General features: G+C 64.4%; 23 protein-coding genes and 1 tRNA gene. 15 read left to right on the top strand and 9 right to left on the bottom strand.

All coding sequences use genetic code 11. The annotated features are described in order from the left end of the window. Window positions 1-9: 9 nt before the first annotated feature. Window positions 10-2,034 (top strand): RNA polymerase sigma factor RpoD, encoded by a 2,025-nt coding sequence (gene rpoD / locus V8J55_RS18180; RefSeq protein ID WP_336447015.1) that lies wholly within the window; start codon window positions 10-12, stop codon window positions 2,032-2,034. Between the two features lie 52 nt (window positions 2,035-2,086). Here rpoD and V8J55_RS18175 read toward each other — a convergent pair whose 3' ends face one another. After that, window positions 2,087-2,356, bottom strand: a complete 270-nt coding sequence (locus V8J55_RS18175; protein WP_336447014.1) for a hypothetical protein — start codon at window positions 2,354-2,356, stop codon at window positions 2,087-2,089. 198 nt (window positions 2,357-2,554) lie between these two features. Between V8J55_RS18175 and V8J55_RS18170 the strand changes: the two genes are divergently transcribed. The 3 genes from V8J55_RS18170 to V8J55_RS18160 all read left to right on the top strand — a co-directional run bounded on the left by V8J55_RS18170 (window position 2,555) and on the right by V8J55_RS18160 (window position 4,831). Then, on the top strand, window positions 2,555-2,845 hold the full coding sequence (locus V8J55_RS18170) for a PspC domain-containing protein (RefSeq protein ID WP_336447013.1): 291 nt from the start codon (window positions 2,555-2,557) through the stop codon (window positions 2,843-2,845). A 269-nt stretch (window positions 2,846-3,114) separates the two neighbouring features. Further along, window positions 3,115-3,786: a DUF6975 family protein gene (locus V8J55_RS18165; RefSeq protein WP_336447012.1), complete on the top strand. Its 672-nt coding sequence runs from the start codon at window positions 3,115-3,117 to the stop codon at window positions 3,784-3,786. Between the two features lie 199 nt (window positions 3,787-3,985). Continuing rightward, the gene (locus V8J55_RS18160; protein WP_336447011.1) at window positions 3,986-4,831 is read left to right on the top strand and encodes an AAA family ATPase; all 846 of its coding nucleotides are present in this window, start codon (window positions 3,986-3,988) and stop codon (window positions 4,829-4,831) included. A gap of 156 nt (window positions 4,832-4,987) precedes the next feature. On the opposite strand, the gene V8J55_RS18155 is transcribed toward V8J55_RS18160, so the two are convergent. Beyond that, window positions 4,988-6,385 carry a methyl-accepting chemotaxis protein gene (locus V8J55_RS18155; RefSeq protein ID WP_336447010.1) on the bottom strand — a complete coding sequence of 466 codons (1,398 nt, stop codon included), beginning with the start codon at window positions 6,383-6,385 and terminating at the stop codon, window positions 4,988-4,990. A 127-nt stretch (window positions 6,386-6,512) separates the two neighbouring features. Here V8J55_RS18155 and V8J55_RS18150 point away from each other — a divergent pair, with 127 nt between their 5' ends. From V8J55_RS18150 to V8J55_RS18135, 4 genes are read left to right on the top strand one after another with little or no spacing between them, the layout of a single operon-like run. Further along, complete coding sequence (locus tag V8J55_RS18150) at window positions 6,513-7,691, top strand: vWA domain-containing protein (protein ID WP_336447009.1); 1,179 nt, start codon at window positions 6,513-6,515, stop codon at window positions 7,689-7,691. Window positions 7,692-7,699: 8 nt separating this feature from the next. Beyond that, window positions 7,700-8,392: an immunity protein Imm33 domain-containing protein gene (locus V8J55_RS18145; RefSeq protein WP_336447008.1), complete on the top strand. Its 693-nt coding sequence runs from the start codon at window positions 7,700-7,702 to the stop codon at window positions 8,390-8,392. A 41-nt stretch (window positions 8,393-8,433) separates the two neighbouring features. After that, window positions 8,434-9,240, top strand: coding sequence for a lipid II flippase Amj family protein (locus V8J55_RS18140; protein ID WP_336447007.1), 807 nt, complete (start codon window positions 8,434-8,436; stop codon window positions 9,238-9,240). Then, window positions 9,233-10,081: a DUF817 domain-containing protein gene (locus tag V8J55_RS18135; protein ID WP_336447006.1), complete on the top strand. Its 849-nt coding sequence runs from the start codon at window positions 9,233-9,235 to the stop codon at window positions 10,079-10,081. The genes V8J55_RS18140 and V8J55_RS18135 overlap by 8 nt, the downstream gene beginning before the upstream one ends. On the opposite strand, the gene V8J55_RS18130 is transcribed toward V8J55_RS18135, so the two are convergent. The 3 genes from V8J55_RS18130 to V8J55_RS18120 are packed head-to-tail and all read right to left on the bottom strand — an operon-like array spanning window position 10,078 to window position 13,075. After that, window positions 10,078-11,328, bottom strand: coding sequence for a M24 family metallopeptidase (locus tag V8J55_RS18130; RefSeq protein WP_336447005.1), 1,251 nt, complete (start codon window positions 11,326-11,328; stop codon window positions 10,078-10,080). The two genes, V8J55_RS18135 and V8J55_RS18130, sit on opposite strands and share 4 nt — an antisense overlap. A gap of 8 nt (window positions 11,329-11,336) precedes the next feature. Beyond that, entirely contained in the window at window positions 11,337-12,542 is a 1,206-nt protein-coding gene (locus V8J55_RS18125; protein ID WP_336447004.1) for an exo-beta-N-acetylmuramidase NamZ family protein, read from the bottom strand. Further along, window positions 12,539-13,075 (bottom strand): DOMON-like domain-containing protein, encoded by a 537-nt coding sequence (locus tag V8J55_RS18120; RefSeq protein WP_336447003.1) that lies wholly within the window; start codon window positions 13,073-13,075, stop codon window positions 12,539-12,541. Before V8J55_RS18120 ends, V8J55_RS18125 begins: the two co-directional genes overlap by 4 nt. A 53-nt stretch (window positions 13,076-13,128) precedes the next feature. On the opposite strand from V8J55_RS18120, the gene tyrS reads away from it, so the two are divergent. Together tyrS and V8J55_RS18110 are read left to right on the top strand one after the other, a co-directional pair. After that, window positions 13,129-14,355 (top strand): tyrosine--tRNA ligase, encoded by a 1,227-nt coding sequence (gene tyrS, locus V8J55_RS18115; RefSeq protein ID WP_336447002.1) that lies wholly within the window; start codon window positions 13,129-13,131, stop codon window positions 14,353-14,355. A gap of 74 nt (window positions 14,356-14,429) precedes the next feature. Further along, entirely contained in the window at window positions 14,430-14,771 is a 342-nt protein-coding gene (locus V8J55_RS18110) for a PilZ domain-containing protein (RefSeq protein WP_037516333.1), read from the top strand. A gap of 129 nt (window positions 14,772-14,900) precedes the next feature. Here V8J55_RS18110 and recG read toward each other — a convergent pair whose 3' ends face one another. Beyond that, window positions 14,901-16,967 (bottom strand): ATP-dependent DNA helicase RecG, encoded by a 2,067-nt coding sequence (gene recG / locus V8J55_RS18105; protein WP_336447001.1) that lies wholly within the window; start codon window positions 16,965-16,967, stop codon window positions 14,901-14,903. 157 nt (window positions 16,968-17,124) lie between these two features. Between recG and V8J55_RS18100 the strand changes: the two genes are divergently transcribed. Together V8J55_RS18100 and mfd are read left to right on the top strand one after the other, a co-directional pair. Next, window positions 17,125-17,385: a succinate dehydrogenase assembly factor 2 gene (locus V8J55_RS18100; protein WP_336447000.1), complete on the top strand. Its 261-nt coding sequence runs from the start codon at window positions 17,125-17,127 to the stop codon at window positions 17,383-17,385. Further along, window positions 17,382-20,876, top strand: a complete 3,495-nt coding sequence (gene mfd / locus V8J55_RS18095; RefSeq protein WP_336446999.1) for a transcription-repair coupling factor — start codon at window positions 17,382-17,384, stop codon at window positions 20,874-20,876. The genes V8J55_RS18100 and mfd overlap by 4 nt, the downstream gene beginning before the upstream one ends. Window positions 20,877-20,974: 98 nt before the next feature. Here mfd and V8J55_RS18090 read toward each other — a convergent pair whose 3' ends face one another. Then, entirely contained in the window at window positions 20,975-22,180 is a 1,206-nt protein-coding gene (locus tag V8J55_RS18090) for a GGDEF domain-containing phosphodiesterase (protein WP_336446998.1), read from the bottom strand. A 59-nt stretch (window positions 22,181-22,239) separates the two neighbouring features. Between V8J55_RS18090 and moaA the strand changes: the two genes are divergently transcribed. The 3 genes from moaA to V8J55_RS18075 all read left to right on the top strand — a co-directional run bounded on the left by moaA (window position 22,240) and on the right by V8J55_RS18075 (window position 24,215). Further along, complete coding sequence (moaA, locus tag V8J55_RS18085; RefSeq protein WP_336446997.1) at window positions 22,240-23,256, top strand: GTP 3',8-cyclase MoaA; 1,017 nt, start codon at window positions 22,240-22,242, stop codon at window positions 23,254-23,256. A 30-nt stretch (window positions 23,257-23,286) separates the two neighbouring features. Beyond that, window positions 23,287-24,057, top strand: coding sequence for an NAD kinase (locus V8J55_RS18080; protein ID WP_336446996.1), 771 nt, complete (start codon window positions 23,287-23,289; stop codon window positions 24,055-24,057). Window positions 24,058-24,140: 83 nt separating this feature from the next. Beyond that, window positions 24,141-24,215: transfer RNA gene (locus V8J55_RS18075), tRNA-Asn, on the top strand. On the opposite strand, the gene V8J55_RS18070 is transcribed toward V8J55_RS18075, so the two are convergent. Together V8J55_RS18070 and V8J55_RS18065 are read right to left on the bottom strand one after the other, a co-directional pair. After that, window positions 24,201-25,811, bottom strand: a complete 1,611-nt coding sequence (locus tag V8J55_RS18070) for a recombinase family protein (RefSeq protein WP_336446995.1) — start codon at window positions 25,809-25,811, stop codon at window positions 24,201-24,203. The two genes, V8J55_RS18075 and V8J55_RS18070, sit on opposite strands and share 15 nt — an antisense overlap. Before the next feature lie 21 nt (window positions 25,812-25,832). Then, on the bottom strand, window positions 25,833-26,027 hold the full coding sequence (locus tag V8J55_RS18065) for a hypothetical protein (protein WP_336446994.1): 195 nt from the start codon (window positions 26,025-26,027) through the stop codon (window positions 25,833-25,835). Window positions 26,028-26,046: the final 19 nt, after the last annotated feature.

The raw sequence follows: 26,046 nt of genomic DNA, 5'->3' as shown, positions 1-26,046 counted from the left end.
GAACCACGAATGGCCACCAAAAGCACCGCCGACACCGATACCGACACCGACAGCCCGCTGATCGACCTCAACGAGGCCGACGTCAAAAAGCTGATCGCACGCGGCAAGAAGCGCGGTTACCTGACCTATGACGAGCTGAACGCGGCGCTGCCGCAGGACGAGATGTCGTCCGAGCAGATCGAGGATATCATGTCGGCGATTTCCGACATGGGCATCAACATCGTAGAAAGCGATGAGGATGTGCAGGAAGAGGCCGACCAGGAGCCCGACGACGAAGTCGATGTCAGCGCCGGCACCGGTTCGGTTTCGAACCCCGCGATCGAAAAGAAGAAGGAAACGGTCGATCGCACCGACGATCCCGTTCGCATGTACCTGCGCGAAATGGGCGCGGTCGAGCTGCTCAGCCGCGAAGGCGAAATCGCGATCGCGAAGCGCATCGAGGCGGGCCGCGACACGATGATCCTTGGGCTGTGCGAAAGCCCGCTGACCTTCAACGCGATCATCGACTGGTCGACCGCGCTCAACAATGGCGACATGCAGCTGCGCGAGATCGTCGACCTCGAAGCGATGCTCTCGAAGGACCCCGCGCCCGAGAATATGGACGAAGAGGGCGCCGAGGACGACGGCGAGATCAGCGAAAAGACCGCCGGCGTTTCGTTCAAGGACGAGGACGAAGTCGAGGAAGAACCCTCGGCTGACGGCGACGACGAGGACGGCGAAGGCTCGTCGGGCAAGCGCGAAAGCTTCGAGGAGGATGAGGAAGACAACACCCTCAGCCTCGCGGCGATGGAAGAGCTGCTGAAGCCCGACGCGCTCGAAAAGTTCGCGAACATCACCAAGAGCTTCAAGGCCTTCTCGAAGCTGCAGGAAGCGCGCCTCGAAGCGCTCTCGGGCGGCGAGGAATTTCCGTCGGCGTCGGAAAAGAAATACCACAAGCTGCGCGAGGAACTCACCGCGCAGGTCGAGAGCGTGCAGTTCCACGGCACCAAGATCGAATATCTGGTCGACCAGCTCTACAGCTATAACCGCCGGCTGACCGCGCTCGGCGGCCAGATGCTGCGCCTGGCCGAGCGCCACAAGGTGCCGCGCAAGTCGTTCCTCGACAATTATGTCGGGCGCGAGCTCGAAGAGAATTGGATCGAGAGCGTCAGCGGGCTCGACAAGAAATGGGCCGCCTTCGCCGAGAATGAAGCCGGCGCGGTCGACCGCATCCGCATCGAAATCAGCGAAATCGCGCAGGCGGCAGGCATGAGCCTGACCGAATTCCGCCGCGTCGTGAACATGGTCCAGAAGGGCGAGCGCGAAGCGCGCATCGCCAAGAAGGAAATGGTCGAGGCGAACCTGCGCCTCGTGATCTCGATCGCCAAGAAATACACGAACCGCGGCCTGCAATTCCTCGACCTGATCCAGGAAGGCAATATCGGCCTGATGAAGGCGGTGGACAAGTTCGAGTATCGCCGCGGCTACAAGTTCAGCACCTATGCGACCTGGTGGATCCGTCAGGCGATCACCCGCTCGATCGCCGATCAGGCGCGCACGATCCGCATCCCGGTCCACATGATCGAGACGATCAACAAGCTGGTCCGTTGCAGCCGCCAGTTCCTCCACGAAAGCGGCCGCGAGCCGACCCCCGAGGAAATGGCCGAGCGTCTGTCGATGCCGCTCGAAAAGGTCCGCAAGGTGATGAAGATCGCCAAGGAGCCGATCAGCCTCGAAACGCCGATCGGCGACGAGGAAGACAGCCATCTCGGCGATTTCATCGAGGACAAGAATGCCGTCATCCCGGTCGATGCCGCGGTGCAGTCGAACCTCAAGGAAACGGTCACGCGCGTCCTCGCGTCGCTGACCCCGCGTGAGGAGCGTGTTCTGCGCATGCGCTTCGGCATCGGGATGAACACCGACCACACGCTGGAGGAAGTCGGCCAGCAGTTCAGCGTGACGCGCGAACGCATCCGCCAGATCGAGGCGAAGGCGCTCCGCAAGCTGAAGCACCCGAGCCGCAGCCGCAAGATGCGCAGCTTCCTCGACCAGTAAGGCCGAAGACAGAGAAATTTCAGGGGCGGTCCGGTGACGGGCCGCCCCTTTTCTATGCCTTTGCGAGATTGGAAGCCGTCGTTGCTTCACATCCTTCGTCATCCCGGACTTGATCCGGGAGCCCGCTTTTTGAGCCACCGACTGGCTTCGACTTCAAGCTGGACCCCGGATCAAGTCCGGGGTGACGATGATTGATAAGTCCCTTCAGGTTGAGACCAGCCACGCCCGAATGTTGCGATGCACAATTTTTTTGTCCCGCGATCTTTAAATCTTCATATTTGTCCACCAGATAGCGCTCGTCACGCGATGCAGAGCGCTTCATGAAGGGTTCAGGCGCCACCCATCAAATGGCAATCATTCCCACAAGGTGGGATTGATTCACGATCCAGAGCAGGCCGCCCAACGCGGCTGATACAAAAAAGCTCGGAAATCTGGGGCTCGCGAAAATTGGCACGACCTTTGCGATGCATTCGGCATCGGCGCGGGGCAGTGCCTGCAGCCAAAGGGAAAGACAAAAAAGATGGAAAACGAAACCACCAACCTCTTCCGCCGCCGCGATACCTTCTTCGGTATCTGCGAGGCCGTTGGCCAGGATTTTGGCTTCAACCCGTTGTGGTTGCGCCTCGCCTTCGTCGCGCCGCTCTTCTTCTTCCCGGTCCAGACCTTCATCGGCTATTTCGCCCTTGGCCTGGTCGTGCTCGCCTCGCGCCTGATCTTCCCCGCCAAGGCGGCGGCCCAGCCCGCGCCGAACGCGATCGACGTCGCCGCGCCGCAGGCTAAAAAGACCGAGGAACTCGCACTCGCAGCTTGAGCAGGGCCGGCCGGACACTCTCTCCCTTGAGTCCGGCCACCCCGCTCCAATGGCGTCCCCCCGGCGCCATATCGATGGGACCGGCAAGCTTCTCCCCGGGGCTTGCCGGTCTCTTTGGTTTCCTTGCTCCTGTTGTCCCTGACTGGAACAGCCCCGCGGCAAATCAAAGCGCCGCTTATAAACGCGTCGTTTACGACGTTGATCTATGACCGATCGCTGTAATTCCACTGGCTTGGGCTCCGGCGCCCCGCCACAGCGAGGATCAAGCCTTGAGCCAGTCGCCCCAGCCCAAAGCACAGACGCGCGGCGTCGCCGAATTGCTCGATGCGCTGGTCGCCAGCGACGGCACCGGCGCGCATCCGCACGTCCGCTCGGGCGCCCTGTCGAGCGGGTCCGAGGCGATGCGCAACCTCGCCGACGCGGTGCATTTTCTTTGCCTGCTGCACGGCCGTTATCCGGGCGTGATCGACAATGCCGCGCGCAAGGCGGTCGACCCCGCGTCGCGCCAGTGGATGGCCCAGGCGGCCGATGCCTTCGTCCAGGAACGTGCCTTCCTGACCAAGATCGCCTCGGCGGTCGGCCCGGTGCCGAGCACGCAAGGCCAGGCGCAATGCGAAGCCGCGGTCGCCGCGCAGCGCAAGGCGATCGACATGCTCGCCGAATCGGACCGCCACGGGTGCGCGCTCGGCGCCGCGATCGCGCTGACGCTCGATTGGCGGACGATCCGCGTATTGCTCGACATCAGCGCGCTTCGGCTCGACCTCAGTCCCCCGACCTGCACCCTCCCCGACCTCCGCGAAACCGCCCGGCTCGCCGCAACCGTCGCCGGAACGTCTGCAGTTGAACGCGCGATGGTATTCGGCGCCCAGCAGCTGATCACCCAGCACAGTGGCCTGTGGGACCTGATGGCCGCGCGCGCCGCGAGCCGCCTGCATCCCTGACATTTCCTCCCCTCCCGCCTGCGGGAGAGGTAGCGAGACTTGCGGACTTGTCCGCTAGTCGCAGCGGGGTGGACCGATCCACCTCAGCTGCTCGCTTCGCTCGGCCCAGCCCCTCCCGCAAGCGGGAAGGGAGACTCGCTTGCACCCTCTCCCTCCCCCCGCTATGCCAGCTTGACGTTCACGTTAAGGGAAAGAGCCGATGCGTTTCGAAGGCACCAGCGCCTATATCGCCACCGACGACCTGAAGGTCGCGGTCAACGCCGCGACCTTGCTGCGCCGTCCGCTGCTCGTGAAGGGCGAACCCGGCACCGGCAAGACCGTGCTCGCCGAGGAAATCGCGAAAGCGTTCGACGCGCCGCTGATCACGTGGAACATCAAATCGACCACGAAAGCCCAACAGGGCCTGTACGAATATGATGCGGTCGCGCGCCTGCGCGACGGCCAGCTCGGCGAAGAGCGCGTCCACGACATCCGCAACTATATCCGCAAGGGCAAATTGTGGGAGGCGTTCACCTCGCCCAAGCTGCCCGTGCTACTGATCGACGAAATCGACAAGGCCGACATCGAATTCCCGAACGACCTGCTCCAGGAACTCGATCGCATGGCGTTCCATGTCTATGAGACCGACGAGGCGGTGACCGCGAAGGAACGCCCGATCGTCGTCATCACTTCGAACAATGAAAAGGAACTGCCCGACGCCTTCCTGCGCCGCTGTTTCTTCCACTATATCAAATTCCCCGACCGCGATACGATGGCCGAAATCGTCGAGGTCCATTTCCCGGGCATCCAGAAGACGCTCGTCAGCCGCGCGATGGACATCTTCTACGAGGTTCGCGACGTGCCGGGCCTCAAGAAAAAGCCGTCGACGAGCGAGCTGATCGACTGGCTCAAGCTGCTTCTGAATGAAGACATGCCGCTCGAAGTCCTGCAGAACCGCGACGTCGGCAAGGCGATCCCGCCGCTCCACGGCGCGTTGCTCAAGAATGAACAGGACGTGATGCTGTTCGAAAAGCTGGCGTTCATGGCGCGCCGTCAGGGAAGTTAGGCCTCAATGTCCTCCCTGTGCCGAAGGCATGGGGAGGTGGCAGCGCGAAGCGCTGACGGAGGGGTATTAGCGCGACGTCGCCACGCCACCCCTCCACCACGCCCCCGATGGGCGCGGTCCCCCTCCCCATCGCTTCGCGACAGGGAGGATCAATCTCTATAACTGATACGCGACCTCGACATCGCCCCAGCGGCGGCCGTTGATGATCGCGGGCATATAGACGTTGCGCACGGTCACATAATTGATGCCGTCGCCTTCTTGCCGATAGACCGTCATAAAAAGGGGCGCAGTGCTGCGCTTCGCCGCAGCGTCGGTCGCGTCGTACAGGATGCGGCCATTGCGACAATGCGCGGTGTCATGCTCGAGGTCGCCGGTCGGCGCGCGCGAACATTCGGTGATATGCGTCGGCAGAAAGCCGTTCATGTCGCCCGCCGACGACATCTTGATCTCGGGATGCTGCGCCACGATGCGATCGAACAGCGGACGCCAGTGCGCGTCGGCCCAGTCGCTGAGCGTCGTGCGAAAACGTTCGGGGTTGGAATTCGGGACGCGGACATAATCGGTGTCGAAGAGCTGTTCCATCGACAGCTCGCCGCGCGCAACAGCGGCTTCGGCCAGCCCGACGAATTCATCGCGCACCTTCGCCGCCAAGGCGACGATCGCCGAATCCTGCGGACTGACCCCCGCCGAGATCACCGCGTTGAACATGCGGTTCGACACATGCTCCATCGACAGGATCGAATCGCGCGTGCCCACCAGGGTCGAACTATTGTCGCGAACCGAGGTAACGACGCTGTCGAGCGCGTCGCGCACCTTCGCGCCATTGGCATGCACCATCGCGCTCGATTGCGCGATGCGGTCGCTCTGGTCGTCGAGCAGCGCGACGAGGTGCGTCGCGTCGTGCAGCGCGTCGGTGATCGTTTCGAACTGCGCCTCGGCGCGGCTCGATTGTTCGACCCCCGACTGGATTTCGGTCACAAGCCCGCTCGCCTCGGCGGCGAGGCTGCCGATGCTGCGGCGGATCTCGTCGGTCGCGCCGCGCGTGTTTTGTGCCAGCTTCTTCACCTCGGCGGCGACGACGGCGAAGGTGCGCCCGGCATCGCCGGCGCGTTCGGCCTCGATCGCGGCATTGAGCGCCAGCATGTTCGTCGTTTTGGCAATCTGTTCGATCGACTGGCTGACCTGCTGCACCTGCTCCATCACGGCGGCGAAATTGGTAACATGCGTCCCGAGCCGCGCAATGAGGTCGATGACCGAGCGGAATTCACTGACCGCGGCGTTGACGCGCTCAGCGCCGGTGTCGAGCTGTTCGCATGCGCGCGCCGAGAGCAACTTCGCCTCGTCGGTCGAATCGGCGATCTGGCGCTGGTCGGCCTCGAGGCTGACGACATATTCCTCAAGCCGGCCGAGTTCGGCGATCTGGCGTTCCATCTGGTCGGTCGCCCGCTCGATGCGGCCCGCGGCGTCGCTGCACCCAACGGCGAGTTCGCCGCAGTCGCTCGCGACCGACTGGTCGAGTATCTGCGCCGCCGGATTGATCGGATCGAATTTCATTGCGCCACCCACATCAAATTGATCGCGATGCTATGCCCGACAATGGTTAACGCGGGGTCAACCCGCGGCACTTTACGCGAACGTAAAGTAAGTTGCGCGCCGCGCCCGAACGCGATACGCCTGCGCCATGTTTTTCGGCTTTCTCGACGAGCTTCGCGCCGCGGGTATTCCCGCCAGCCTGAAAGAGCATCTGATGCTGCTGGAGGCGCTCGACCGCGAAGTGATCGACCGCAGCCCCGAGCAATTCTATTACCTCAGCCGCGCGATCTATGTGAAGGACGAGGGCCTGCTCGACCGTTTCGACCAGGTGTTCAACAAGGTCTTCAAGGGCATCATCTCCGACTATGGTCAGAACCCGGTCGACGTCCCCGCCGACTGGCTGAAGGCGGTCGCCGAGAAATTTTTGACGCCAGAAGAAATGGCGGCGATCGAGTCGCTCGGCGACTGGGACAAGATCATGGAGACGCTGAAAGAGCGGCTCGAGGAACAGCAGAAACGCCACGAGGGCGGCAGCAAGTGGATCGGCACCGGCGGCACCTCGCCCTTCGGCAATTCGGGCTATAATCCCGAAGGTGTTCGGATCGGCGGCGAGAGCAAGCACAAGCGCGCGCTGAAGGTCTGGGAAAAGCGCGAGTTCCAGAACCTCGACAACACCAAGGAACTCGGCACCCGCAACATCAAGATCGCGCTCCGCCGCCTGCGCAAATTCGCGCGCGAGGGCGCGGCCGACGAGCTCGATATTCTGGGCACGATCGACGGCACCGCGCGGCAGGGCTGGCTCGATATCAAGATGCGCCCCGAACGGCGCAACGCGGTGAAGCTGCTGCTCTTCCTCGACGTCGGCGGATCGATGGACCCGTTCATCAAGCTCTGCGAAGAATTGTTCAGCGCCGCGACGACCGAGTTCAAGAATCTCGAATTCTTCTATTTCCACAATTGCCCGTACGAAGGCGTGTGGAAGGACAATAAGCGCCGCTGGTCCGAACGCCACCAGATGTGGGACATCCTCCACAAATATGGCCATGATTATAAAGTGATCTTTGTCGGCGATGCGTCGATGAGCGCTTATGAAATCACCCATCCGGGCGGCAGCGTCGAACATTTCAACGAGGAATCGGGCGCGGTCTGGCTCCAGCGGATCACGCATGTCTATCCCGCCGCGGTGTGGCTCAACCCGGTGCCCGAGGCGCATTGGGGCTACACCCAGTCGGTGAAGCTGATCAAACAGCTGATGAACGACCGCATGTATCCGCTCAGCCTCGCCGGGCTGGACGATGCGATGCGCGAGCTGACGCGAAAGCATTGACGCGGCGCATGACGCTTCGCCGGCAATATCAGCGCTGGTTCGGCCGTTACCAAATCAAGGATCCGCGGCCGATTGCCGCGGGATCACCCTATACTTTCGAACTTCCGTCAGAGAATGAGCTGCTCGCGGTCGCGCCTGGCGACCTCGTCAAGCTGTTGTTCCGGTCGATTCCGGCCGGTGAATGGGAAACCGAGCGCATGTGGGTCATCGTGACCGACGCCGATGGCGCGAATATGGCCGGGACGCTCGACAATGAACCAAGCGACATGCCGCAGCTCAAGGCCGGCGACCGCATAAATTTCTGTCGCGACCACATCATCGATATCATATGGGACGATGATTGCGTCACACCGCCGCCGCCCTCCCCCCGCAGCCGCGACTATTGGGACCGCTGTTTCGTCGACAATGCGATCCTCGACGGCCGGCGAAAGGTCGAGTTTCTGTATCGCGAAGAACCCGAACCGCCGCGCGAGGGTGATAAGTTTCCCGACAGCGGCTGGCGGATCGAGAGTGACCCGCCCGAGTTGTCCGACATTGAGAGCAGCAGTCCGCCTTTCAGCTATGTTGCGCTCGGCGCGGTGCTGAACCGCGACGATAGCTGGCTGCACCTGATCGACGAACCGGTCGGAAATGCCTTCGAGCGCGACCCGGGCACGGGCCAGTTCGTCCCGGCCGAAATGCCGATCGACGACTCCGAGTGAAATCGCTCGAAATCACCAGCCCCTCCGGCTAATCCCCGAAGATGATCGACCTCCCCCTCGTCACCATCCTGCTCCTCACCGGCTTCATCAACCTGATCGGCGCGCTTGCCTATGCCGCGCGCATCGCCGGCGTCCGCACACGGCGCATCGCGATGTCGTTCGCGCTGTTCAACATCCTCGTGCTCTTTTCGCGCACCTCGAACAGCTTCCTCGGCCCCTTCCTCGCCAAGCGGATCGAGACGCGCATCCACGACGGCAGCGGCGCCCAGCTCTTCATCGACATGCAGCTCGTGCTCGCCGCGGCGAGCGTCGCGACCTTGATCGGCATCCTGCTGGTGCCGACCGGCCAGCGCATGTTCGCCGCCGCCATCGGCTGGTATCAGAACAACCGATCGACGACGAAGCTCGCGCTCAAGGCCGCGAGCCCGAGCGGCCTGCGCACCTTGGGCCGGTCGCTGACCTTGCCCAGCCTGTCGCACCTCAAGGGCTGGCGGATGCCAAAGGGGATCGGCTGGGGCGTGCTCATCGCGAACTGCCTCGCGCAATCCCTATTGGCGGTCGGCGTCGTCGCGTCGCTCTACGCCGGCTATCTCGCCCCCGAATTTCGCGTCACCGCGTCGCAGCTCTCGGCGCTGATCAACGGTTTCGCGACGATCCTGCTCTTCGCCTTCATCGACCCGCAATTGTCGGTGATGACCGACGATGCGGTCGAGGGCAAAGTCGACGAGGCCGACTTCCGCCGCGCGATCACGCTGATTTCGCTGAGCCGCCTAGCGGGCACGGTCCTGGCGCAGGCGCTGCTGCTGCCCGCCGCGCTGCTGATCGCTTACGTCGCCGTGCATGTCTGACACGCAGCGCGGCCACAGCCGCTTCCATGCCGTCCGAGGGCGGCTGGAGGCGATGGCGGTAACACCCGGGCCGCGCGGCTGGTTTCTCGAATTTCTCGTCTTCGGCTTCAAGCAGGGATGGGCATGCCTGTTCGGCGGCCTAATGCTCGCGCTCTTGCTCGGCACGCATCTCTTCTGGCCCGACGATGCGCCGCTCCACCGCTATGACGCGATCACCATCGGTGCGGTGCTGATCCAGCTCGGCATGCTCGCCTTCCGGCTCGAGACGCCGAAAGAGGCGCTCGTCATCCTGATCTTCCACATCGTCGGCACGGTGATGGAGCTGTTCAAGACCGCCGCGGGGTCGTGGCAATATCCCGAGGCGAGCCTGCTCCACATCGGCGCGGTGCCGCTCTTCTCGGGCTTCATGTACGCCGCGGTCGGCAGCTATATCGCCCGCGTCTGGCGCATCTTCGACTTCCGCTATTCGGGCTATCCGCCTGCGTGGGCAAGCTACACCCTCGCGGCCGCGATCTACGTCAATTTTTTCGCGCACCATTGGGTGTACGATATCCGCTGGTTCCTCTTTGCCGCGACCGCGCTGCTCTTCTGGCGCTGTCAGGTGTGGTTCCGGCCGCTCCACATCCACCGCCGCATGCCGCTGCTCGTCGGCTGGGGGCTCGTCGCGCTGTTCATCTGGTTCGCCGAGAATATCGGCACTTTCGCGCGCGCCTGGACCTATCCGAGCCAGAACGATGGCTGGCACATGGTCGGGCTCGAAAAGCTCGGCAGCTGGTATTTGTTGATGATCATCTCGTTCGTGCTCGTCAGCTTGGTCCAGCGGCCGAGGACGCCCGATTAACCGAACGGCTTGTCGATCGACGGCGGCGGCTCGCTGAACCACTTCGGCCCGCTGTCGGTCATGTAGAAACAGTCCTCCAGCCTTATGCCGAACTCGCCGGGAATGTAGATGCCGGGTTCGTTCGAGAAGCACATGCCGGGCGCGAGCTTCGTCGTTTCGCCGCGCACTAGGTTGACCGGCTCGTGCCCATCGAGCCCGATGCCGTGGCCGGTGCGGTGCGACGTGCCGGGAAGCTTGTAGCCAGGTCCCCAGCCGAGACTCTCATAATAGGCGCGCACCGCGTCATCGACCTGACCCGCGGGCGTGCCGAGCTTTGCCGCGGCGAAAGCGACATCCTGTCCCTTGCGCATCTGGTCCCACACCTGCCGCTGGCGCGCCGTCGCCTTGCCATAAACAAAGCTGCGCGAAATATCGGATTGATAGCCATGCACCGTCGCACCGCAGTCCATGAGCACGACCTCGCCGCTCTTAACCGCCTGTGGCTTGCCGCTGCCGTGCGGATAGGCGCTCGCCTCGCCGAGCAGGATCAGCTCGAACTCGCTCTTGCCGCCGAGCGCGATGGTCGCGGCCTTCATAATTGCCCCGATGTCGGCGGGGGTCATTCCCGCCTCGACCCGCGGCGCGGTGTGGCGGTAGGCGGCGAGCGTGATGTCGGCGGCGATCTGCATCAGCGCGATTTCGGCCGGTGACTTGTGCATCCGGCAGCCGCGCACGACCGGCGCGCCGTTGACCACCTGCGCGCCGGGCATTGCCTTTTCGAGGCCATCGACCGCGAAATAGCGCACTGTTTCCTCGACGCCGATCTTGCCCTTGGTCAGCCCGCGCTTGCCGAGCCACGCCGCGACCGCCGCGAGCGGGTTCTCATCCTCGTTCCACGTCAGCACGTCGGCGTCGACGCCCAGACTCTCGCGCACCGATGGTTCTTCGAAAAATGGCGTAACGACCGCGAACTCGCCTTCGCGCGTCAGCACCGCCGCGGTCAGCCGCTCGCTGCGCCACCATTCGACCCCGGTGAAATAGATGAGGCTCGACCCCGGCTCGATCAGCAGGGCGCCGATATCGTTCGCGCGCATCAGTTCCTTCGCCTTGGCGATCCGCGCCATGCGTTCTGCCTTGCCAATCGGGACAGCCTTCGCGGCGAGATTGGGAAGGCCGGCGGTATCGGCAGCGAACACCGGCGCGGGCAAAGCCGCTGCCAGCCCGCCAATTGCCGCGGTGCCGAGGAATTGCCTTCGGTGCATCATCATCCCTTTCGTCAGTAGATTAGCAGATCGGCGATTTCCTCGCGCCACGCCGCCTCATCGGGCAGCGCCAGCGCATCGAGATCATCCGCTGTCGCGCCCGCATCGTCGACCCACTCGCGCAGGCCCGGACCGCCGTTGATCACGTCGATCGCGAGCACATCGTCGGTATATTCATATTTGAAATCCTTGCCGCGCCAGATCGGATAGTCCGGATAGAGGCCGCGGATCGCCTTGAACCCCAGCGCCTGCACGCGCCACGGCTGGAATGCCGCGTCGTCGTACCACGGCCCGTCGGCGTGGATATGGACGCCGCTGTTGAGCTGGCCGACATGCTTGTGAAAGGTAGGCTGGAACCAGATGTCGCGGAGCTTGCACCCGCCGAGCCATTGGGGCGCCAGCCGCTGCATCTCGGCGATCACCGCCTTGGCGTCGATGTCGGGCGCGCCGAACAGTTCGAGCGGGCGTGTAGTGCCTCTGCCCTCGCTCAAGGTCGCACCCTCGACCATCACGGTGCCGGCATAAGCGCGCGCCATATTGACGTTCGCGGCGTTGGGGCTGGGGTTGATCCACACGCGGCCCTCCGGCCAGCCGAAGCCGGAGCCTTTCGGGTCCCATCCGTCCATCGCGATGACGCGATAGTCGACGTCGAGATTGAAGTGACGGATGAACCAGTGCCCGATCTCGCCCATCGTGAGGCCATGACGCATCACCATCGGCCCCGCGCCGACAAAGCTTTCCCAGCCGGGCAGAAGCCGCGTGCCCTCGACCGGGCGCCCCGCTGGGTTCGGGCGGTCGAGCACCCACACGGCCTTGCCATGCTGCGCCGCGGCTTCGAGGATGTAGAGCAACGTCGTCACATAGGTGTAGATACGGCAGCCGAGGTCCTGCAGGTCGACCAGGATCACGTCGAAGGTGTGCATCGACTGGCCCGACGGGCGGCGCACCTCGCCATAGAGGCTGAACACCGGCATGCCATAGGTTAGATCGGTGAAGTCGGGCGACTCCATCATATTGTCCTGAAGGTCGCCGCGCACGCCATGCTGCGGCCCGAACACCGCGGTTATGTCGAGCCCCGAAGCGACGAGCGCGTCGAGGCTGTGCGTCAGGTCGGCGGTGACCGAGGCGGGGTGCGCGAGCAGCGCGACGCGCTTTCCTTCGAGCGGTTTGCGAAGCGCCGGGTCGGCGAGCAGGCGGTCGATGCCGAAGTGAACAGTCATGCCGCGTCGGGTGCCCCAAGCGTGAGCGCAAAGCAATCGGGATGATGGAAGTCAGGCTTGCCCGGTGGGTGCGCGAGCGCCCAATAGCTTTTGGTGCCGTCCAGTTCCTCGATCACCGCCGACAGCGCGAGTTTGGCGCCATTGTCGGGAAAGATGCCCGGCTCGACGCGCAGCGCATAGCTCTGATCGCCCTTCTCCGCCGCCATTTCCCACGGCGCGAGATCGTCGGTCCGCAGCAGCGATCGATAATCGTCGAACTGGTAACAGGCCCAGCGGCCATCGGGCGAGTAATTGAACTCGGTGTAATCGGGCTCGCCGTCCTCGGTCAGGAACGCCTCAAAGCAAGTACTTTCCCAAAGGCCATCGGTCGCACTGTCGGCGATCACAAGCTCGCCTTGCCCGTCGGGCAGCACGAGCGCCGCGGTCGCGCCATCGACGATGAAGCGCAACGCGAAACCGTCGTCGAACGACAGCGACACTTCGACCGCAACGGCGCGCACGGCCTTGCCCGGCGTACCGGGATGACAGATCAATTCCCTGCGCATGCTATCCAAATATCAAACCCCATGCTAAGCGCCCGCCCGCTATGACCAGTTACAAATCCGACCTGCTGCGCCTCCTCGACGAGCGAGGCTATATCCATCAGACGACCGACGCGGAAGGGCTCGATGCGCTCGCCGCGAAACAGGTCGTCCCCGGATATATCGGCTTCGACGCAACCGCGCCGTCGCTGCACGTCGGCAGCCTCGTTCAGATTATGATGCTGCGCCGCCTGCAACAGACGGGGCACAAGCCCGTCGTACTGATGGGTGGCGGAACGACGCGGATCGGCGACCCGACCGGCCGCGACGAAAGCCGCAAGATGCTGTCGGACGAAACGATCGCCGCGAATATCGCGTCGATCTTCAGCATCTTCCAGCAATATCTGACCTTCGGCGACGGCCCGACCGACGCGGTGATGGTCGACAACCAGGACTGGCTCGGCCAGCTCGGTTATATCGAACTGCTCCAGGAAGTCGGAACGCACTTCACAATCAACCGCATGATGACCTTCGATTCGGTCAAGCTGCGGCTCGAGCGCGAACAGCCGATGACCTTCCTCGAATTCAATTACATGATCCTGCAGGGCTATGATTTCCGCCATCTGTCGAAGGAGCGCGGCGTGCGGCTCCAGATGGGCGGGTCGGACCAGTGGGGCAATATCGTCAACGGGATGGAGCTTGGCCGCCGCATGGACGGCGCCGACCTCTATGGCCTCACGACTCCGCTGCTGACCACCGCTGCGGGAACAAAAATGGGCAAAACCGCCGCCGGCGCGGTGTGGCTTAATCCCGAACAACTGTCCCATTTTGACTATTGGCAGTTCTGGCGCAACACCGACGACCGCGACGTCGGCAAGTTCCTGAAGCTGTTCACCGACCTGCCGCTTGAAGAGATCGCGCGGCTCGAAGCGCTTGAGGGCGCGGAGATCAACGAGGCGAAGAAGATCCTCGCGAACGAAGCGACCGCGATGTGCCGCGGCGCGGACGCCTCAAAGGCGGCCGCCGAGACCGCGACGCAAACCTTTGAAAAGGGGCAGGTCGGTGGCGACCTTCCGCAGGCCGTCGCGCCCGCCGAGGGGATCAGCGTCGTCGATGCATTGCGCGAACTGGGCTTCGCGACGTCGAACAAGGAGGCGCGCCGCAAGCTCGACGAGGGCGCGGTGAAGGTCGACGGCGTCGTCATTCGCGACCCGCAACATCTGATCCAGCCCGGCACAGATCCCGTTCCGCTCAGCCTCGGGTCAAAAAAACATGGCCTTGTGACGCGGTAACGCACAAAAAAACGTTTACCACTTCTTCAGCAATCGGATGGATCGTCATGGCAAAATCAACAAGGTCCACCAATATGCGCAAGATCGACACGAGCAAGGCCCATTATGTCGGCCTCGACCAGCGGATCGCTCCGCGTAGCGACGTCTATTGCCGCCTGCCCTTCGTCATGCCCGACGGACGGCAGGAAATGTGCACCTGCGTCAACATCAGCGCCGACGGTATGCTCATGCGCTTCGAACGCGGGCTGGAGATCGGCGACCTTGTCGTGCTCCGCATGCCGATCATCGGCCGCACCTCGGCGAAGGTCGTCTGGTCGCTCGCCGGCAAGACGGGTTTGCAGTTCGAAAAATCAATCTCGGTCGAAGATTATCTGCCGATGATCCGCGCCATGGGCGCGCGCGGGGATGTGAACTAAGCATTTAGCAGAGATCGGCTTCTTCTCCCCTCCCGCTTGCGGGAGGGGTCGGGGGAGGTCTGTCTGCGCAAATTGTGTGGGAGAAAACATGCCCTCCCCTAGCCCCTCCCGCAAGCGGGAGGGGAATCGCTAACCGCTCCTGAGCAGCGGCACCGCCGCATCACGCTCGAACAGATAGAGGCAGAGCCGCACCGCCTCCGCCCGCGCGCCGTCCATCCCGCCATCGCGCTCGACGAACAGCCGCGCATCATCGTGCGCTACTGGCAGCAGCCGGACGAGCTGTTCGGGGGTCGCGAGCCGGTAGTCGGCATCCCCCGACTGTTTGAGCCCGAGCAATTCGCCCCCGCCGCGCAGTTCGAGATCCTTTTCGGCGATCACGAAACCGTCGTTCGTATCGCGCATCAACGCGAGCCGCTCGCGCGCAGTTTCGGACAGATTCTGCGAGCGCAGCAACAGGCACACCGATTTCGCGGTGCCGCGCCCGACCCGCCCGCGCAGCTGGTGGAGCTGCGCGAGCCCAAAATTCTCGGCATGCTCGACGATCATCAGGCTGGCGGCAGGCACATCGACCCCGACCTCGATCACCGTCGTCGCGACGAGCACCCCGATCTCGCCCGCCTGGAAACGCGCCATGACGTCATCCTTCTCGGGCCCCTTCATCCGCCCATGCACCAGTCCGACCCGTTGGTCGCCCAGCCGCGCGCGGAGCAACGCCGCGCGATCTTCGGCGGCGGCAAGCTCGCTTCCTTCGCTTTCAGCGACGAGCGGGCATACCCAATAGGCCTGAGCGCCCGTCGCAAGGTGCCGGTCGAGCGAGTCCACGACATCGTCGAGCCGATCGAGCGAGATGACGCGCGTATCGATCGGGGTGCGTCCGGGCGGCATTTCGTCGATCTGCGACACGTCCATTTCGCCATGATTGGCGAGTTGCAGCGTGCGCGGGATCGGGGTCGCGGTCATCACGAGCAGGTGCGGCGGGCGCGACGCCTTTTGGGTGAGCATCAATCGCTGCGCGACGCCGAAGCGATGCTGCTCATCGACGACGACCAGCGCGAGATCCTTGTACGTCACCGCCTGCTGGAAGATCGCGTGCGTGCCGACGAGGATATCGATGCTGCCGTCGGCGAGGCCCATCAACGTCGATTCACGCGCCTTGCCCTTGTCGCGCCCGGTGAGGATCGCGAGGTTCACCGGCAGCCCGCCAAGCATCCGCTGCAACGTCGCAAAATGCTGACGCGCCAGAATCTCGGTCGGGGCGAGCAGCGCCGCCTGCGTCCCCGCCTCGACCGCCGCCAGCATCGCGCGCAGCGCGACGAGCGTCTTGCCCGAGCCGACATCGCCCTGCAGCATGCGCAGCATCGGCGTGTCCTCTGCCATATCGCCCGCAATCTCGCGCCCAACACGCTCCTGCGCCCCCGTCAACCCGAACGGCAGCTTCAGCGCGTCGGTGAGCCGGCCATCGCCACGGATCGCCCTGCCCTTGCGGGTGCGGAGGCCCTGCCGGATCAGCATCAGCGCGACCTGGCTCGCGAAAATCTCGTCGTAGGCGAGCCGGTCGCGCGCGGCTTCGTCGCGCGGGCTGGCGTGGGCGCGCGCCACCGCGTCGCTCCACGCGGGCCAGTTCCGGCTCGCGAGCAGGGGCGCATCGATCCATTCGGCAAGCTCTGGCCGCCGTTCGAGTGCCACCGCGCCAAGCTGCGACAACCGCGCGTTGGTAAGGCCTTCGGTCAGCGGATAGACGGGTTCGTGCACCGCGATGCCGTCCTCGTCGCCCGGCTCGGCGACATGGTCGGGGTGCACGATCTGGCGCATGTCGCCGTACATATCGAGCCGACCCGACACGCGCCGCGTCTCGCCCAAGGGAAAAAGTTTTCGCGCCAGCCCCGACGCGCGCCCGAAATAGACGAGCCGGACATGGTCGCCCGCGCTGTCGAACGCCTCGACGCCGAAGGGCGCTCGCGGGGATCGGCCGGGGCGATAATCCTGCGCCGTCAGCTCGACGATGATCGCCTGCCCGACCTGCCCCTGATCGAGCCGGTCGACCGGAAAGCGCGAGATCAGTCCCGTCGGCAAATGGAAGAGCACATCGACGACGCGCTCTAGCCCCAGCCGCGTCAGCGGCTTGGCAAGCTGCGGCCCGACGCCTTTCAGGTCGGTGAGCGCGGCAAAGAGCGGATTGAGTATCTCGGGTCGCATGGCTAGGGCGTGTCTAGCCCCCACATTCCGTTCGTGTCGAGCGAAGTCGAGACACCCCGCGTTTGCGCCGGACCGATGGGCATCTCGACTTCGCTCGATGCGAACGGATTTCGGGATGACCGTTGAAGAAATTCGAGAGAAGAAAACAAGGCCCGCCATGCAAGACCGCCTCAAACGCCTGAAATTCCGTGCCTGGCACCGCGGCACGCGCGAGGCCGATTATATGATCGGCGGCTTCTTCGACCGCTATGCGAGCGAATGGGGCGACGAGGAGCTGAGCTGGTACGAAGCCGTTGTCGAGGAAGACGATGTCGATATCATGGCGTGGGCGCTCGGCACCGGTCAGCCGCCCGCGCATCTCGACCGGCCGGAGATGATCGCCGCGATGCGCCGCCTGGATTATATCCCGCTGCCATGACCCGAAGCGCCGCCGACATTTTTGCCGCGATCGGATCGGCGTCGGTGCCGCTGACGCTGGCGCGCGCCGCCGATGGCTTCCTGCCGTTGCTGCTCGCCGACCTCGCGCGGGCGAGCGACAAGCGCCTCGTCTATGTCGCAACCGACGACACCGCGATGCAGGCGATCGCCGACGCGGCGCCGTTTTTCGCACCTGACCTGATCGTCCACCGCTTCCCGGCATGGGATTGCCTGCCCTACGACCGCGCGGGTCCGTCGATGCGCGTCAGCGCCGACCGTCTCGCGACCCTCTCCGCGCTGCAACAGCCGCCGAAGCGCGGCGAACTGATCCTCACCACCGTCGCCGCGATCACGCAGCGCACGCTGACGCCGTTCCGCATCCGCCAGCTCGCGACGACGCTCGCAGCGGGGCAGCGGATCGACCGCGATGCGCTCGCCGAACTGCTCGTGTCGAACGGCTTCAGCCGCGTCGATACCGTCGCCGACCAGGGCGAGTTCGCGGTGCGCGGCGGCATCCTCGACCTGTTCCCCGCGGGCGAAGAAACGGGGCTCCGCGTCGATTTCTTCGGCGACGAGATCGAGAGCATCCGCCGCTTCGACCCTGCCGACCAGCGCAGCCTTGGCCCCGCGAAGGCATTGCAGCTTCTCCCGGCGTCCGAAACTTTGCTCGACGAAGCGACGATCAAGCGCTTCCGCTCCAGCTATCGCGACCTGTTCGGCGGGCAATCGACCGGCGATCCGCTCTATCAGGCGGTCAGCGAAGGGCGGCGGCAGGCGGGCATGGACCATTGGCTGCCGCTGTTCGAGGAACGGCTCGCGACGCTGTTCGACCATATCGACCCGGCAACCCCGGTGCTGCGCGGCCACCGCACCGAGGCGACCGCCGAGACGCGCTTCGCCGCGATCGCCGATTATCACGCCAACCGCGTCGCCGCCGAACGCGAATCGCCCGGCAGCTATCGCCCGCTTGCGCCCGAGACGCTCTATCTGACCGAGGAGGAATGGGCCGGAGCCTCTTCTACTCGTCCGATCCATATCGTCACGCCCTTCGATGTGCCCCCGGCCGCGACGGTCGTCGATCTCGAAACCTTCGCCGCGCGCGACTTCACCCCCGAACGCACCGCCGACCTTAATGTCTACGACAAGGTCGCCGACCATCTGTCGGACGAGCGCCGTAAGGGGCGGCGCACGATCATCGCCAGCTATTCGGGCGGCGCGCGCGAGCGCCTGTCGGGGTTGCTGCGCGACCATGGCGTCACCTCGCTCGCCCCCGCCGACAGCTGGCAGGATGCGCTCGGCACCGCCTCGGCGGAAAGTGGCGGCGCGACCGCGATGGTCGTCCTCCCGCTCGACCATGGCTTCGCGTCCGACGCGATCAGCCTGCTCACCGAACAGGACATCCTCGGCGAACGCCTTGTCCGCCGCCAGAAACGCCGCAAGAGCGCCGACGCCTTCCTCGCCGAACTTGCGACGCTCAGCGTCGGCGACCTCGTCGTCCACCTCGACCACGGCATCGGGCGCTACGAGGGACTGACCCAGATCCCCGTCGGGAGCAGCCCGCACGATTGCGTCGCGCTCACTTATTCGGGCGGCGACAAGCTCTATGTCCCGGTAGAAAACCTCGACGTCCTCTCGCGCTACGGCGGCGAGAGCGAGGGCGTCGGCCTCGACAAATTGGGCGGCGAAGCATGGCAGCGTCGCAAGGCGCGGATGAAGGAGCGCATCCGCGAGATCGCGGGCGAACTGCTCGCGACCGCGGCGCAGCGCGCACTGCGTTCGGGCGAATTGCTCGCGCAAGATGCCGCCTATCCGGCCTTCGCCGACCGCTTCCCCTATCAGGAAACCGACGATCAGGACCGCGCGATCGGCGATGTCCTCGCCGACATGGCGTCGGGGCGCCCGATGGACCGGCTCGTCTGCGGTGACGTCGGCTTCGGCAAGACCGAGGTCGCGCTGCGCGCCGCCTTCGTCGCGGCGATGGCGGGGGTGCAGGTCGCGGTGGTCGTACCCACCACCCTGCTTGCGCGCCAGCACTACACGAACTTCGCCGAGCGTTTCAAAGGCTTCCCGATCAACATCGGCCGCCTGTCGCGCCTCGTCCCCGCGGGTGAAGCGCAGAAGACGCGCGATGGCCTGTCGAGCGGACAGATCGATATCGTCGTCGGCACGCATGCGGTGATCGCCAAATCGGTCGAGTTCAAGAATCTCGGCCTCGTGATCGTCGACGAGGAACAGCGTTTTGGCGTCGTCCACAAGGAGCGGCTGAAGCAGCTCAAGACCGACGTCCATGTGCTGACCCTCACCGCGACGCCGATCCCGCGCACGCTGCAGATGGCGATGTCGGGCCTCCGCGAACTCAGTGTTATTCAGACGCCGCCGGTCGACCGCCTCGCGGTGCGTACCTATGTCGCGCCATGGGATCCCGTCGTGATCCGCGAGGCGCTGCTGCGCGAGCATGACCGCGGCGGGCAGAGCTTCTTCGTCACCCCGCGGATCAAGGACCTACCCGACATCGAGGCATTCCTGCGCACGCGCGTTCCCGAGATCAAATATGTCGTCGCGCACGGCCAGATGGCGCCGGGCGAGGTCGAGGAGCGGATGAGCGCCTTCTACGACCGTAAATATGACGTGCTCGTCTCGACCACGATCGTCGAAAGCGGGCTCGACATTCCGAGCGCGAACACCCTCATCGTCCACCGCGCCGACCGCTTCGGCCTCGCGCAGCTTTACCAGCTGCGCGGCCGCGTCGGGCGGTCGAAGACGCGCGCTTACGCCTATCTCACCACGCTCGAAGGCGGCGCGATCACGGACACTGCCGAAAAACGGCTCAAGCTGCTCGGCGATCTCGATACGCTCGGTGCGGGCTTTCAGCTCGCGAGCCATGACCTCGACATTCGCGGCGCGGGCAATCTCGTCGGCGACGAGCAGTCGGGGCATATCCGCGAGGTCGGCTTCGAACTGTACCAGTCGATGCTCGAAGAGGCGATTCTGGTCGCCAAGGCCGAGGGCGCCGGAAAGCTGCCGCCGCGCGAGGCGCTGTCGCCGGTGATCACCGTCGACGCGCCGATCCTGATCCCCGAGGATTATGTTCCCGACCTGCCGCTGCGCATGGCGCTCTATCGCCGCCTCAACGATGCGCAGGATCGCCCGGCGCTCGATGCGTTCGCTGCCGAGATGATCGACCGCTTCGGCCCATTGCCGCCCGAAACCGCCAACCTCGTACAGCTGATGGAGATCAAGGCGAACGCCAAGCTCGCAGGCATCGCCAAGCTCGACGTCGGGACCAAGGGCGCGCTCGTCAGCTTCCACGGCGACCAGTTCGCCAACGTCCCCGGCCTCATAGCCTATGTCGAACGGCTGAAGGGCCGTGCGCGCATTCGCCCCGACAACAAATTGTCGATCAGCGGCGACTGGATGAGCACCGGCGCACGATTGAACGGCGCGCTGCAGCTATCGAAGGGTTTGGGGAAACTGGCGAAGCAGGTCGCCTAGGAAAATGCCGTACCCCGGCGAAAGCCGGGGCCCATCTCCCGCCGCTGCGGCAAGAACCACGCCCACACGATGGACCTCGGATCAAGTCTGGGGCACAGTTATTTTTGAGCGGTAAGCAATCCCAGCAACTGATCCGCCGGCACCGGCCCCGACCTCAAAAACCCCTGCCAGGTCGCAACCCCCAGCTCGGTCAATCGGGCAAGCTGGCGCTCATTCTCGATCCCCTCGGCGACCACGAGCAGGCCCAGCGCGCGCGCGAGGTCGACGATCGCGCGCACGACGATGCGGTCGCGGTCGCTGCCGTCGATCGTGCGGGTAAAGCCGCTGTCGATCTTCAGATAATCGATCGGCAGCCGCGCGAGCAGCGACAGGCTGGAATAGCCGGTGCCGAAATCGTCGATCGCGACCGCGACGCCAAGCGCGCGGATCTGCGCCAGCTGGTCTGCGGCGCTCGCGGGGTCGCTCAGCATCGCCTGTTCGGTCAGCTCGAGCGTCAGCCGGTCGGGATCGACCTTCGCCGCCTTTGCCATCGCCGCGAATCGGCCAGCAAATTCGGGATCGCCCAGATCGGCGGCGGTGATGTTGAGCGAGACGCGCAGCTTCGCCAGCGCCTTCGGCCAGCTCGCCATTTCGGCGAGCGCGACGCGGTGCGCATGTTCGGTGAGCTCGCATTCGAGCCGGGCCGCGCGCGCCGCGGTCACCAGCGGTCCCGCGCCGAGCAGGCCGAGTTCGGGATGCTGCCAGCGCAGCAGCGCCTCGACCCCCGTCATCTCCCCCGTCGCGACGTCATATTGCGGCTGGTAGTGGATCACGACCTCGTTCTGCGACAGCGCGGCATGGACCATCACCCCGTCGCGCGCCGATGCCGGCCGCGCCAGCTGATCGCACGCAGAACGCAATTGCTCGGCGACCGAATCATCACGTGTGATTAGCGCCGCCGCGATGCGGATCGAGAGGCGGCCGTTCGGATCGCCGACGATCGGTTCGGCCAGCGCGACATGCAGCGCGCGTTCCTGCGCGCGCAGGGCGCCGAGCGACATCGGTGTCGACGGGACGATCAGGAAGCGCGGGCCGTCGAGCCGGTCGACGCACGATCCCTGCCCGAATTCGTCGCTCGCGAAATTTTCGAGCCGCCGCCCGATCTCTTCGAGCACCGAATCGCCCGTTGCCGTCCCCGCGCTGTTGTTGATGCGCGCCATCTGGTCGACCTGGACCAGGATGACGCCGGCGTCGGCATCATAGCGCGCGTGCAGGGCTTCGAGTTTGCGGGCGCAGGCGGAAAGGGTCTCGGACAGGCGATTCATCGCATTCCCCTAGCAGGCTTTGCTTGCCAAGTTCCTGCCTTTTGCATCAATATGCGCGCGTGGCTGCCACATTTTCCCATAGCGCCCTGCCCGCGGCGCCGCTCATCGACGGACATGGCCGTCGGATCAGCTATTTACGCCTGTCGGTTACCGATCGCTGCGACCTGCGCTGCCGCTATTGCATGGCCGAGGATATGACCTTCCTGCCCAAATCGGCGGTGCTCAGCATAGAGGAAATGGGCGAACTTGCCGAGCGCTTCGTTGCGCGCGGGATCCGCCGCATCCGCCTGACCGGTGGCGAACCGCTGGTCCGGCGCGGGATCGATACGCTCGCGATGCGATTGGGGGCGATGATCGGCCGCGGCCTCGACGAACTAACGCTCACCACCAACGCGATGCGCCTCGCCGAGCATGCGCCAATGCTCGCCGCGGCGGGGGTGCGCCGCATCAACGTCAGCCTCGACACGCTCGACCCCGGGGCCTTTCGTCACATCACCCGCGTCGGCGACCTTGATGTCGCGCTGCGCGGCATCGATGCGGCGCGCGCCGCCGGACTGGCGGTCAAGATCAACATGGTCGCGCTCGCCGGACTTAACGAAGATCAGCTCGGGGCGATGCTCGATTATTGCGCCGCAAACGGCTGTGACCTGACGCTCATCGAAACGATGCCGCTCGGCGAGGTCGCGGACGACCGCAGCGATCATTATATCCCGCTTCACCAGTTCATCGCACCGCTTCGCGAAGCCCGCGCCATCTATCCGGTCGACAAACGCACCGGCGGCCCGGCGCGCTATTTCGCGGTCGAAAACAGCCCCGTGACCCTCGGGCTGATTACCCCGCTCAGCGACAATTTCTGCGCGACCTGCAACCGCATCCGCCTGACCGTGGAGGGCCGCGTCTATATGTGCCTTGGCCAGGACGATCATGTCGACCTGCGCGCCGCGCTGCGCGATGGCGGCGACGTCGATGGGTTGATTGATGCCGCTTTGGCTGGCAAACCCCGCGCGCATGACTTTCATATCGATGGAAAGTCCAAACCGGCGGTCGCGCGTCATATGAGTGCAACGGGCGGCTGACAGGCAGCCCGCTAGGGGAACCGGACCAATATGCATCGCAAGATCGCGCTCGTCGCATCGAACGCGCCCGCGGCCATGGAGGCGGAGGCGGAACTGCGCCCGCTCTATGACTTTGTCGACTTGAACGAGGCCGACCTGCTGATCGCGCTCGGCGGTGACGGTTTCCTGCTGCACATGCTGCACCAGTTGCTCGATCAGCGCCGCAGCATGCCCGTTTTCGGCATGAATCGCGGCACGATCGGGTTCCTGATGAACGAGTTCCGGATCGAGGGTCTCGTCGACCGGCTCGCCGCGGCGCGCCCGTTCCTGATCCATCCTTTGTCGGGCGACATCACGACGATCAGCGGCGAGCGGCACATCCTGCCCGCGATCAACGAGATTTCACTGCTGCGCGAAACGCGCCAGGCGGCAAAGCTCGAGGTGATGATCAACGAAAAGACGATGCTCGAGGAACTGGCGTGCGACGGCGTGCTCGTGTCGACCCCGGCGGGATCGACCGCCTATAACCTCAGCGCCAACGGCCCCATCCTGCCGCTCGAATCCGAAATGCTCGCGCTAACGCCGATCAGCCCCTTCCGCCCCCGCCGTTGGCGCGGCGCGCTGGTTCCCGAATCGACGAGCATCCGCTTCAATGTCCGTGAGGCGGCAAAACGCCCCGTCAGCGCGGTCGCCGACCAGCGCGAGATCCGCGATGTGAAGACGGTTCTGGTCACCACCGACCGCAGCCGGCCGCTGACTTTGCTGTTCGATCCCGACCAGGGCCTCGACGAACGCATCGCGATGGAACAATTTATCGTCTGAGAGTCACAAAAGGCCATAAAAGCCCCTTGATAAAGTTGTCGGTTGGCGGCAAAGGGGCCGCCTTGTCCGCTTCGGCGGCGTGTTCCTCGGTAGCTCAGCGGTAGAGCAATCGACTGTTAATCGATCGGTCGTAGGTTCGAATCCTACCCGGGGAGCCATTTCAGTACAGCAGAGGGCACTTGCCCACTGCCGTCTTCACTTCCTAGCGAAACCACCGTTTTCAGCAGCGACTCTCGTTTTCCTCCGACCCTTATCAGTCGGTCGTGAACTTCGATTCTCTGGACGAACCGGTGCAGCAGGTCCCGGCGCTGCTTCGGACCGCCGGCACGCACACGTTTCCGGGCGCGCATTGTGAATTCAGCGAGGGTCTCCGGCGATACCGCGCCGATGCCTGACGCTTTGAGGACATCTCCCGCCTTGGCCGCTTCTGCATTCGCCAGATCGCGCGCTGCTTTCAACGAATCTATCCGTCCGGCCAGATCGGCGTCGGCTGGGTCGGCGACGCCGTTCTCGATCGCCTCGTAAAGTCGGCTCAATCGCTGCTGCGCCTCCGCAGCGCGCCGGTTCAATTCGCCGATATGATGCTGGCGTTCCGCCACCCGCGTGCGCTTTCGATCGAGCAGCGCTTCCAGAATCGCTTCCATCTCGACCGCGTCCAGCAAGCGATCCTCGACAAAGCGCGACATGACCTCGTCCAGATGATCAAGGCGGACAGGCTGGCCGGCACAGGAAGTCGGGCCCTGGCGGCGGCGATTGCCGCAAGAGTAATAACGGTAGCGTCCGCGCTTTCCGGTCATCACCGTCATTGCGCCGCCGCACGCAGCGCAGCGAAGTATGCCCGTCAGAAGAGTGGCGGTCCCCGCCAATGCCGGATTCATCCTGTCGGGACGGCGCGACTGAAGGCGCGCCTGCACGGCGTCGTAGAGTTCCGGGTCTACGAGCGGCGGCACCGGCATCGTGATCACCTCCGCGTCCGGATTCACGCGGCCGCCTTTCGCGATGCGATTGAATTCGTGCACGCCCATATAGCTGCGCCGGGTCAGAATTTGATGGACGGTCCCCACACCCCAGCGTCCGCCCGAGCGCGTGAACATTCCTCTCGAGTTGAGATAGTGGGCAATCGATTTGACGCCGAGCGGTCCGTCGCCATCGCCCACATTCGCGAGGCGAAACATCAGCCGGACGGTCTCCGCGTGGAGCGGATCGATTTCCAGCTTCTTCTTTGCGCGCAAGCCGCGCTGCTCGGCCAGCACGAGGCGATAGCCAATGGGTGGCTGAGCGCCGTTCCAGAATCCCTGCCGGGCGTTTTCCTTCATCGCCCGCAGCGTATGCTTGGCATTCTCTTTCGACTGATATTCGTCGAACAGCGCCATGATCTGACGCATCATGACATGGACCGGGTCGTCACCGATTTCCTGGGTGATCGACACGAGCTTGACGCCATTCCTGGCGAGCTTGCGGACATGAAATTCGAGCTCGAAATGATCGCGAAAGAAGCGGCTGAACGAGTGAACGACGATCAGGTCGAACCGCGGCGGTTTTGCCATCCCGGCCTCGATCATACGCTGGAATTCCGGGCGGCGATCGGTCGTCGCCGAAGCGCCAGGCTCGACGTAGGTCTCGACGAGATCGAACCCACGCGATTCGCAATAGGCCTCGCCCTGACGGCGTTGATCGGGGATCGAGACGTCCTGCTCGGCCTGCTTGGAGGTCGAGACGCGAAGATAGAGCGCCGCGCGCAACTTAGGGGTCATCGCGGGCCTCCTGTTCCGTGCCTAGACGTCGCCCCGCAAGAGATCGTCGAGAATATCGCCAAACATCGCCTCGAAGATATCCATCTCGGCTGCGCCCAAAGAGAGCCGCTGCGGGAGGTCATCGACAACGACCCAGCTTTCCTCGCTCGCCGCGCTCCTTCGCATGCGGCGCCGGTCGCTGGATCGTATCGTGTAGCGCTTTTGCCGCGTAGCCATGACCGGCTATCTGGCGACG

The organism is Sphingopyxis sp. CCNWLW2 (assembly GCF_037095755.1).
In the GTDB taxonomy this organism is placed as follows: Bacteria; Pseudomonadota; Alphaproteobacteria; order Sphingomonadales; family Sphingomonadaceae; genus Sphingopyxis.
The sequence above is the reverse complement of the archived record's forward strand: the minus strand, read 5'-3'. Positions and strand labels throughout refer to the sequence as shown.

Excerpts from the sequence above, each read along its gene's own strand:
- V8J55_RS18065 (WP_336446994.1), bottom strand. The coding sequence starts at position 26,027 with ATGGCTACGCGGCAAAAGCGCTACACGATACGATCCAGCGACCGGCGC.
- V8J55_RS18140 (WP_336447007.1), top strand. The coding sequence starts at position 8,434 with ATGATCGACCTCCCCCTCGTCACCATCCTGCTCCTCACCGGCTTCATC.
- V8J55_RS18145 (WP_336447008.1), top strand. The coding sequence starts at position 7,700 with ATGACGCTTCGCCGGCAATATCAGCGCTGGTTCGGCCGTTACCAAATC.
- rpoD (WP_336447015.1), top strand. The coding sequence starts at position 10 with ATGGCCACCAAAAGCACCGCCGACACCGATACCGACACCGACAGCCCG.
- V8J55_RS18175 (WP_336447014.1), bottom strand. The coding sequence starts at position 2,356 with ATGAAGCGCTCTGCATCGCGTGACGAGCGCTATCTGGTGGACAAATAT.
- V8J55_RS18130 (WP_336447005.1), bottom strand. The coding sequence starts at position 11,328 with ATGATGATGCACCGAAGGCAATTCCTCGGCACCGCGGCAATTGGCGGG.
- tyrS (WP_336447002.1), top strand. The coding sequence starts at position 13,129 with ATGACCAGTTACAAATCCGACCTGCTGCGCCTCCTCGACGAGCGAGGC.
- V8J55_RS18160 (WP_336447011.1), top strand. The coding sequence starts at position 3,986 with ATGCGTTTCGAAGGCACCAGCGCCTATATCGCCACCGACGACCTGAAG.
- V8J55_RS18155 (WP_336447010.1), bottom strand. The coding sequence starts at position 6,385 with ATGAAATTCGATCCGATCAATCCGGCGGCGCAGATACTCGACCAGTCG.
- V8J55_RS18150 (WP_336447009.1), top strand. The coding sequence starts at position 6,513 with ATGTTTTTCGGCTTTCTCGACGAGCTTCGCGCCGCGGGTATTCCCGCC.
- V8J55_RS18090 (WP_336446998.1), bottom strand. The coding sequence starts at position 22,180 with ATGAATCGCCTGTCCGAGACCCTTTCCGCCTGCGCCCGCAAACTCGAA.
- V8J55_RS18070 (WP_336446995.1), bottom strand. The coding sequence starts at position 25,811 with ATGACCCCTAAGTTGCGCGCGGCGCTCTATCTTCGCGTCTCGACCTCC.
- V8J55_RS18100 (WP_336447000.1), top strand. The coding sequence starts at position 17,125 with ATGCAAGACCGCCTCAAACGCCTGAAATTCCGTGCCTGGCACCGCGGC.
- recG (WP_336447001.1), bottom strand. The coding sequence starts at position 16,967 with ATGCGACCCGAGATACTCAATCCGCTCTTTGCCGCGCTCACCGACCTG.
- V8J55_RS18135 (WP_336447006.1), top strand. The coding sequence starts at position 9,233 with ATGTCTGACACGCAGCGCGGCCACAGCCGCTTCCATGCCGTCCGAGGG.
- mfd (WP_336446999.1), top strand. The coding sequence starts at position 17,382 with ATGACCCGAAGCGCCGCCGACATTTTTGCCGCGATCGGATCGGCGTCG.
- V8J55_RS18080 (WP_336446996.1), top strand. The coding sequence starts at position 23,287 with ATGCATCGCAAGATCGCGCTCGTCGCATCGAACGCGCCCGCGGCCATG.
- V8J55_RS18125 (WP_336447004.1), bottom strand. The coding sequence starts at position 12,542 with ATGACTGTTCACTTCGGCATCGACCGCCTGCTCGCCGACCCGGCGCTT.
- V8J55_RS18170 (WP_336447013.1), top strand. The coding sequence starts at position 2,555 with ATGGAAAACGAAACCACCAACCTCTTCCGCCGCCGCGATACCTTCTTC.
- V8J55_RS18110 (WP_037516333.1), top strand. The coding sequence starts at position 14,430 with ATGCGCAAGATCGACACGAGCAAGGCCCATTATGTCGGCCTCGACCAG.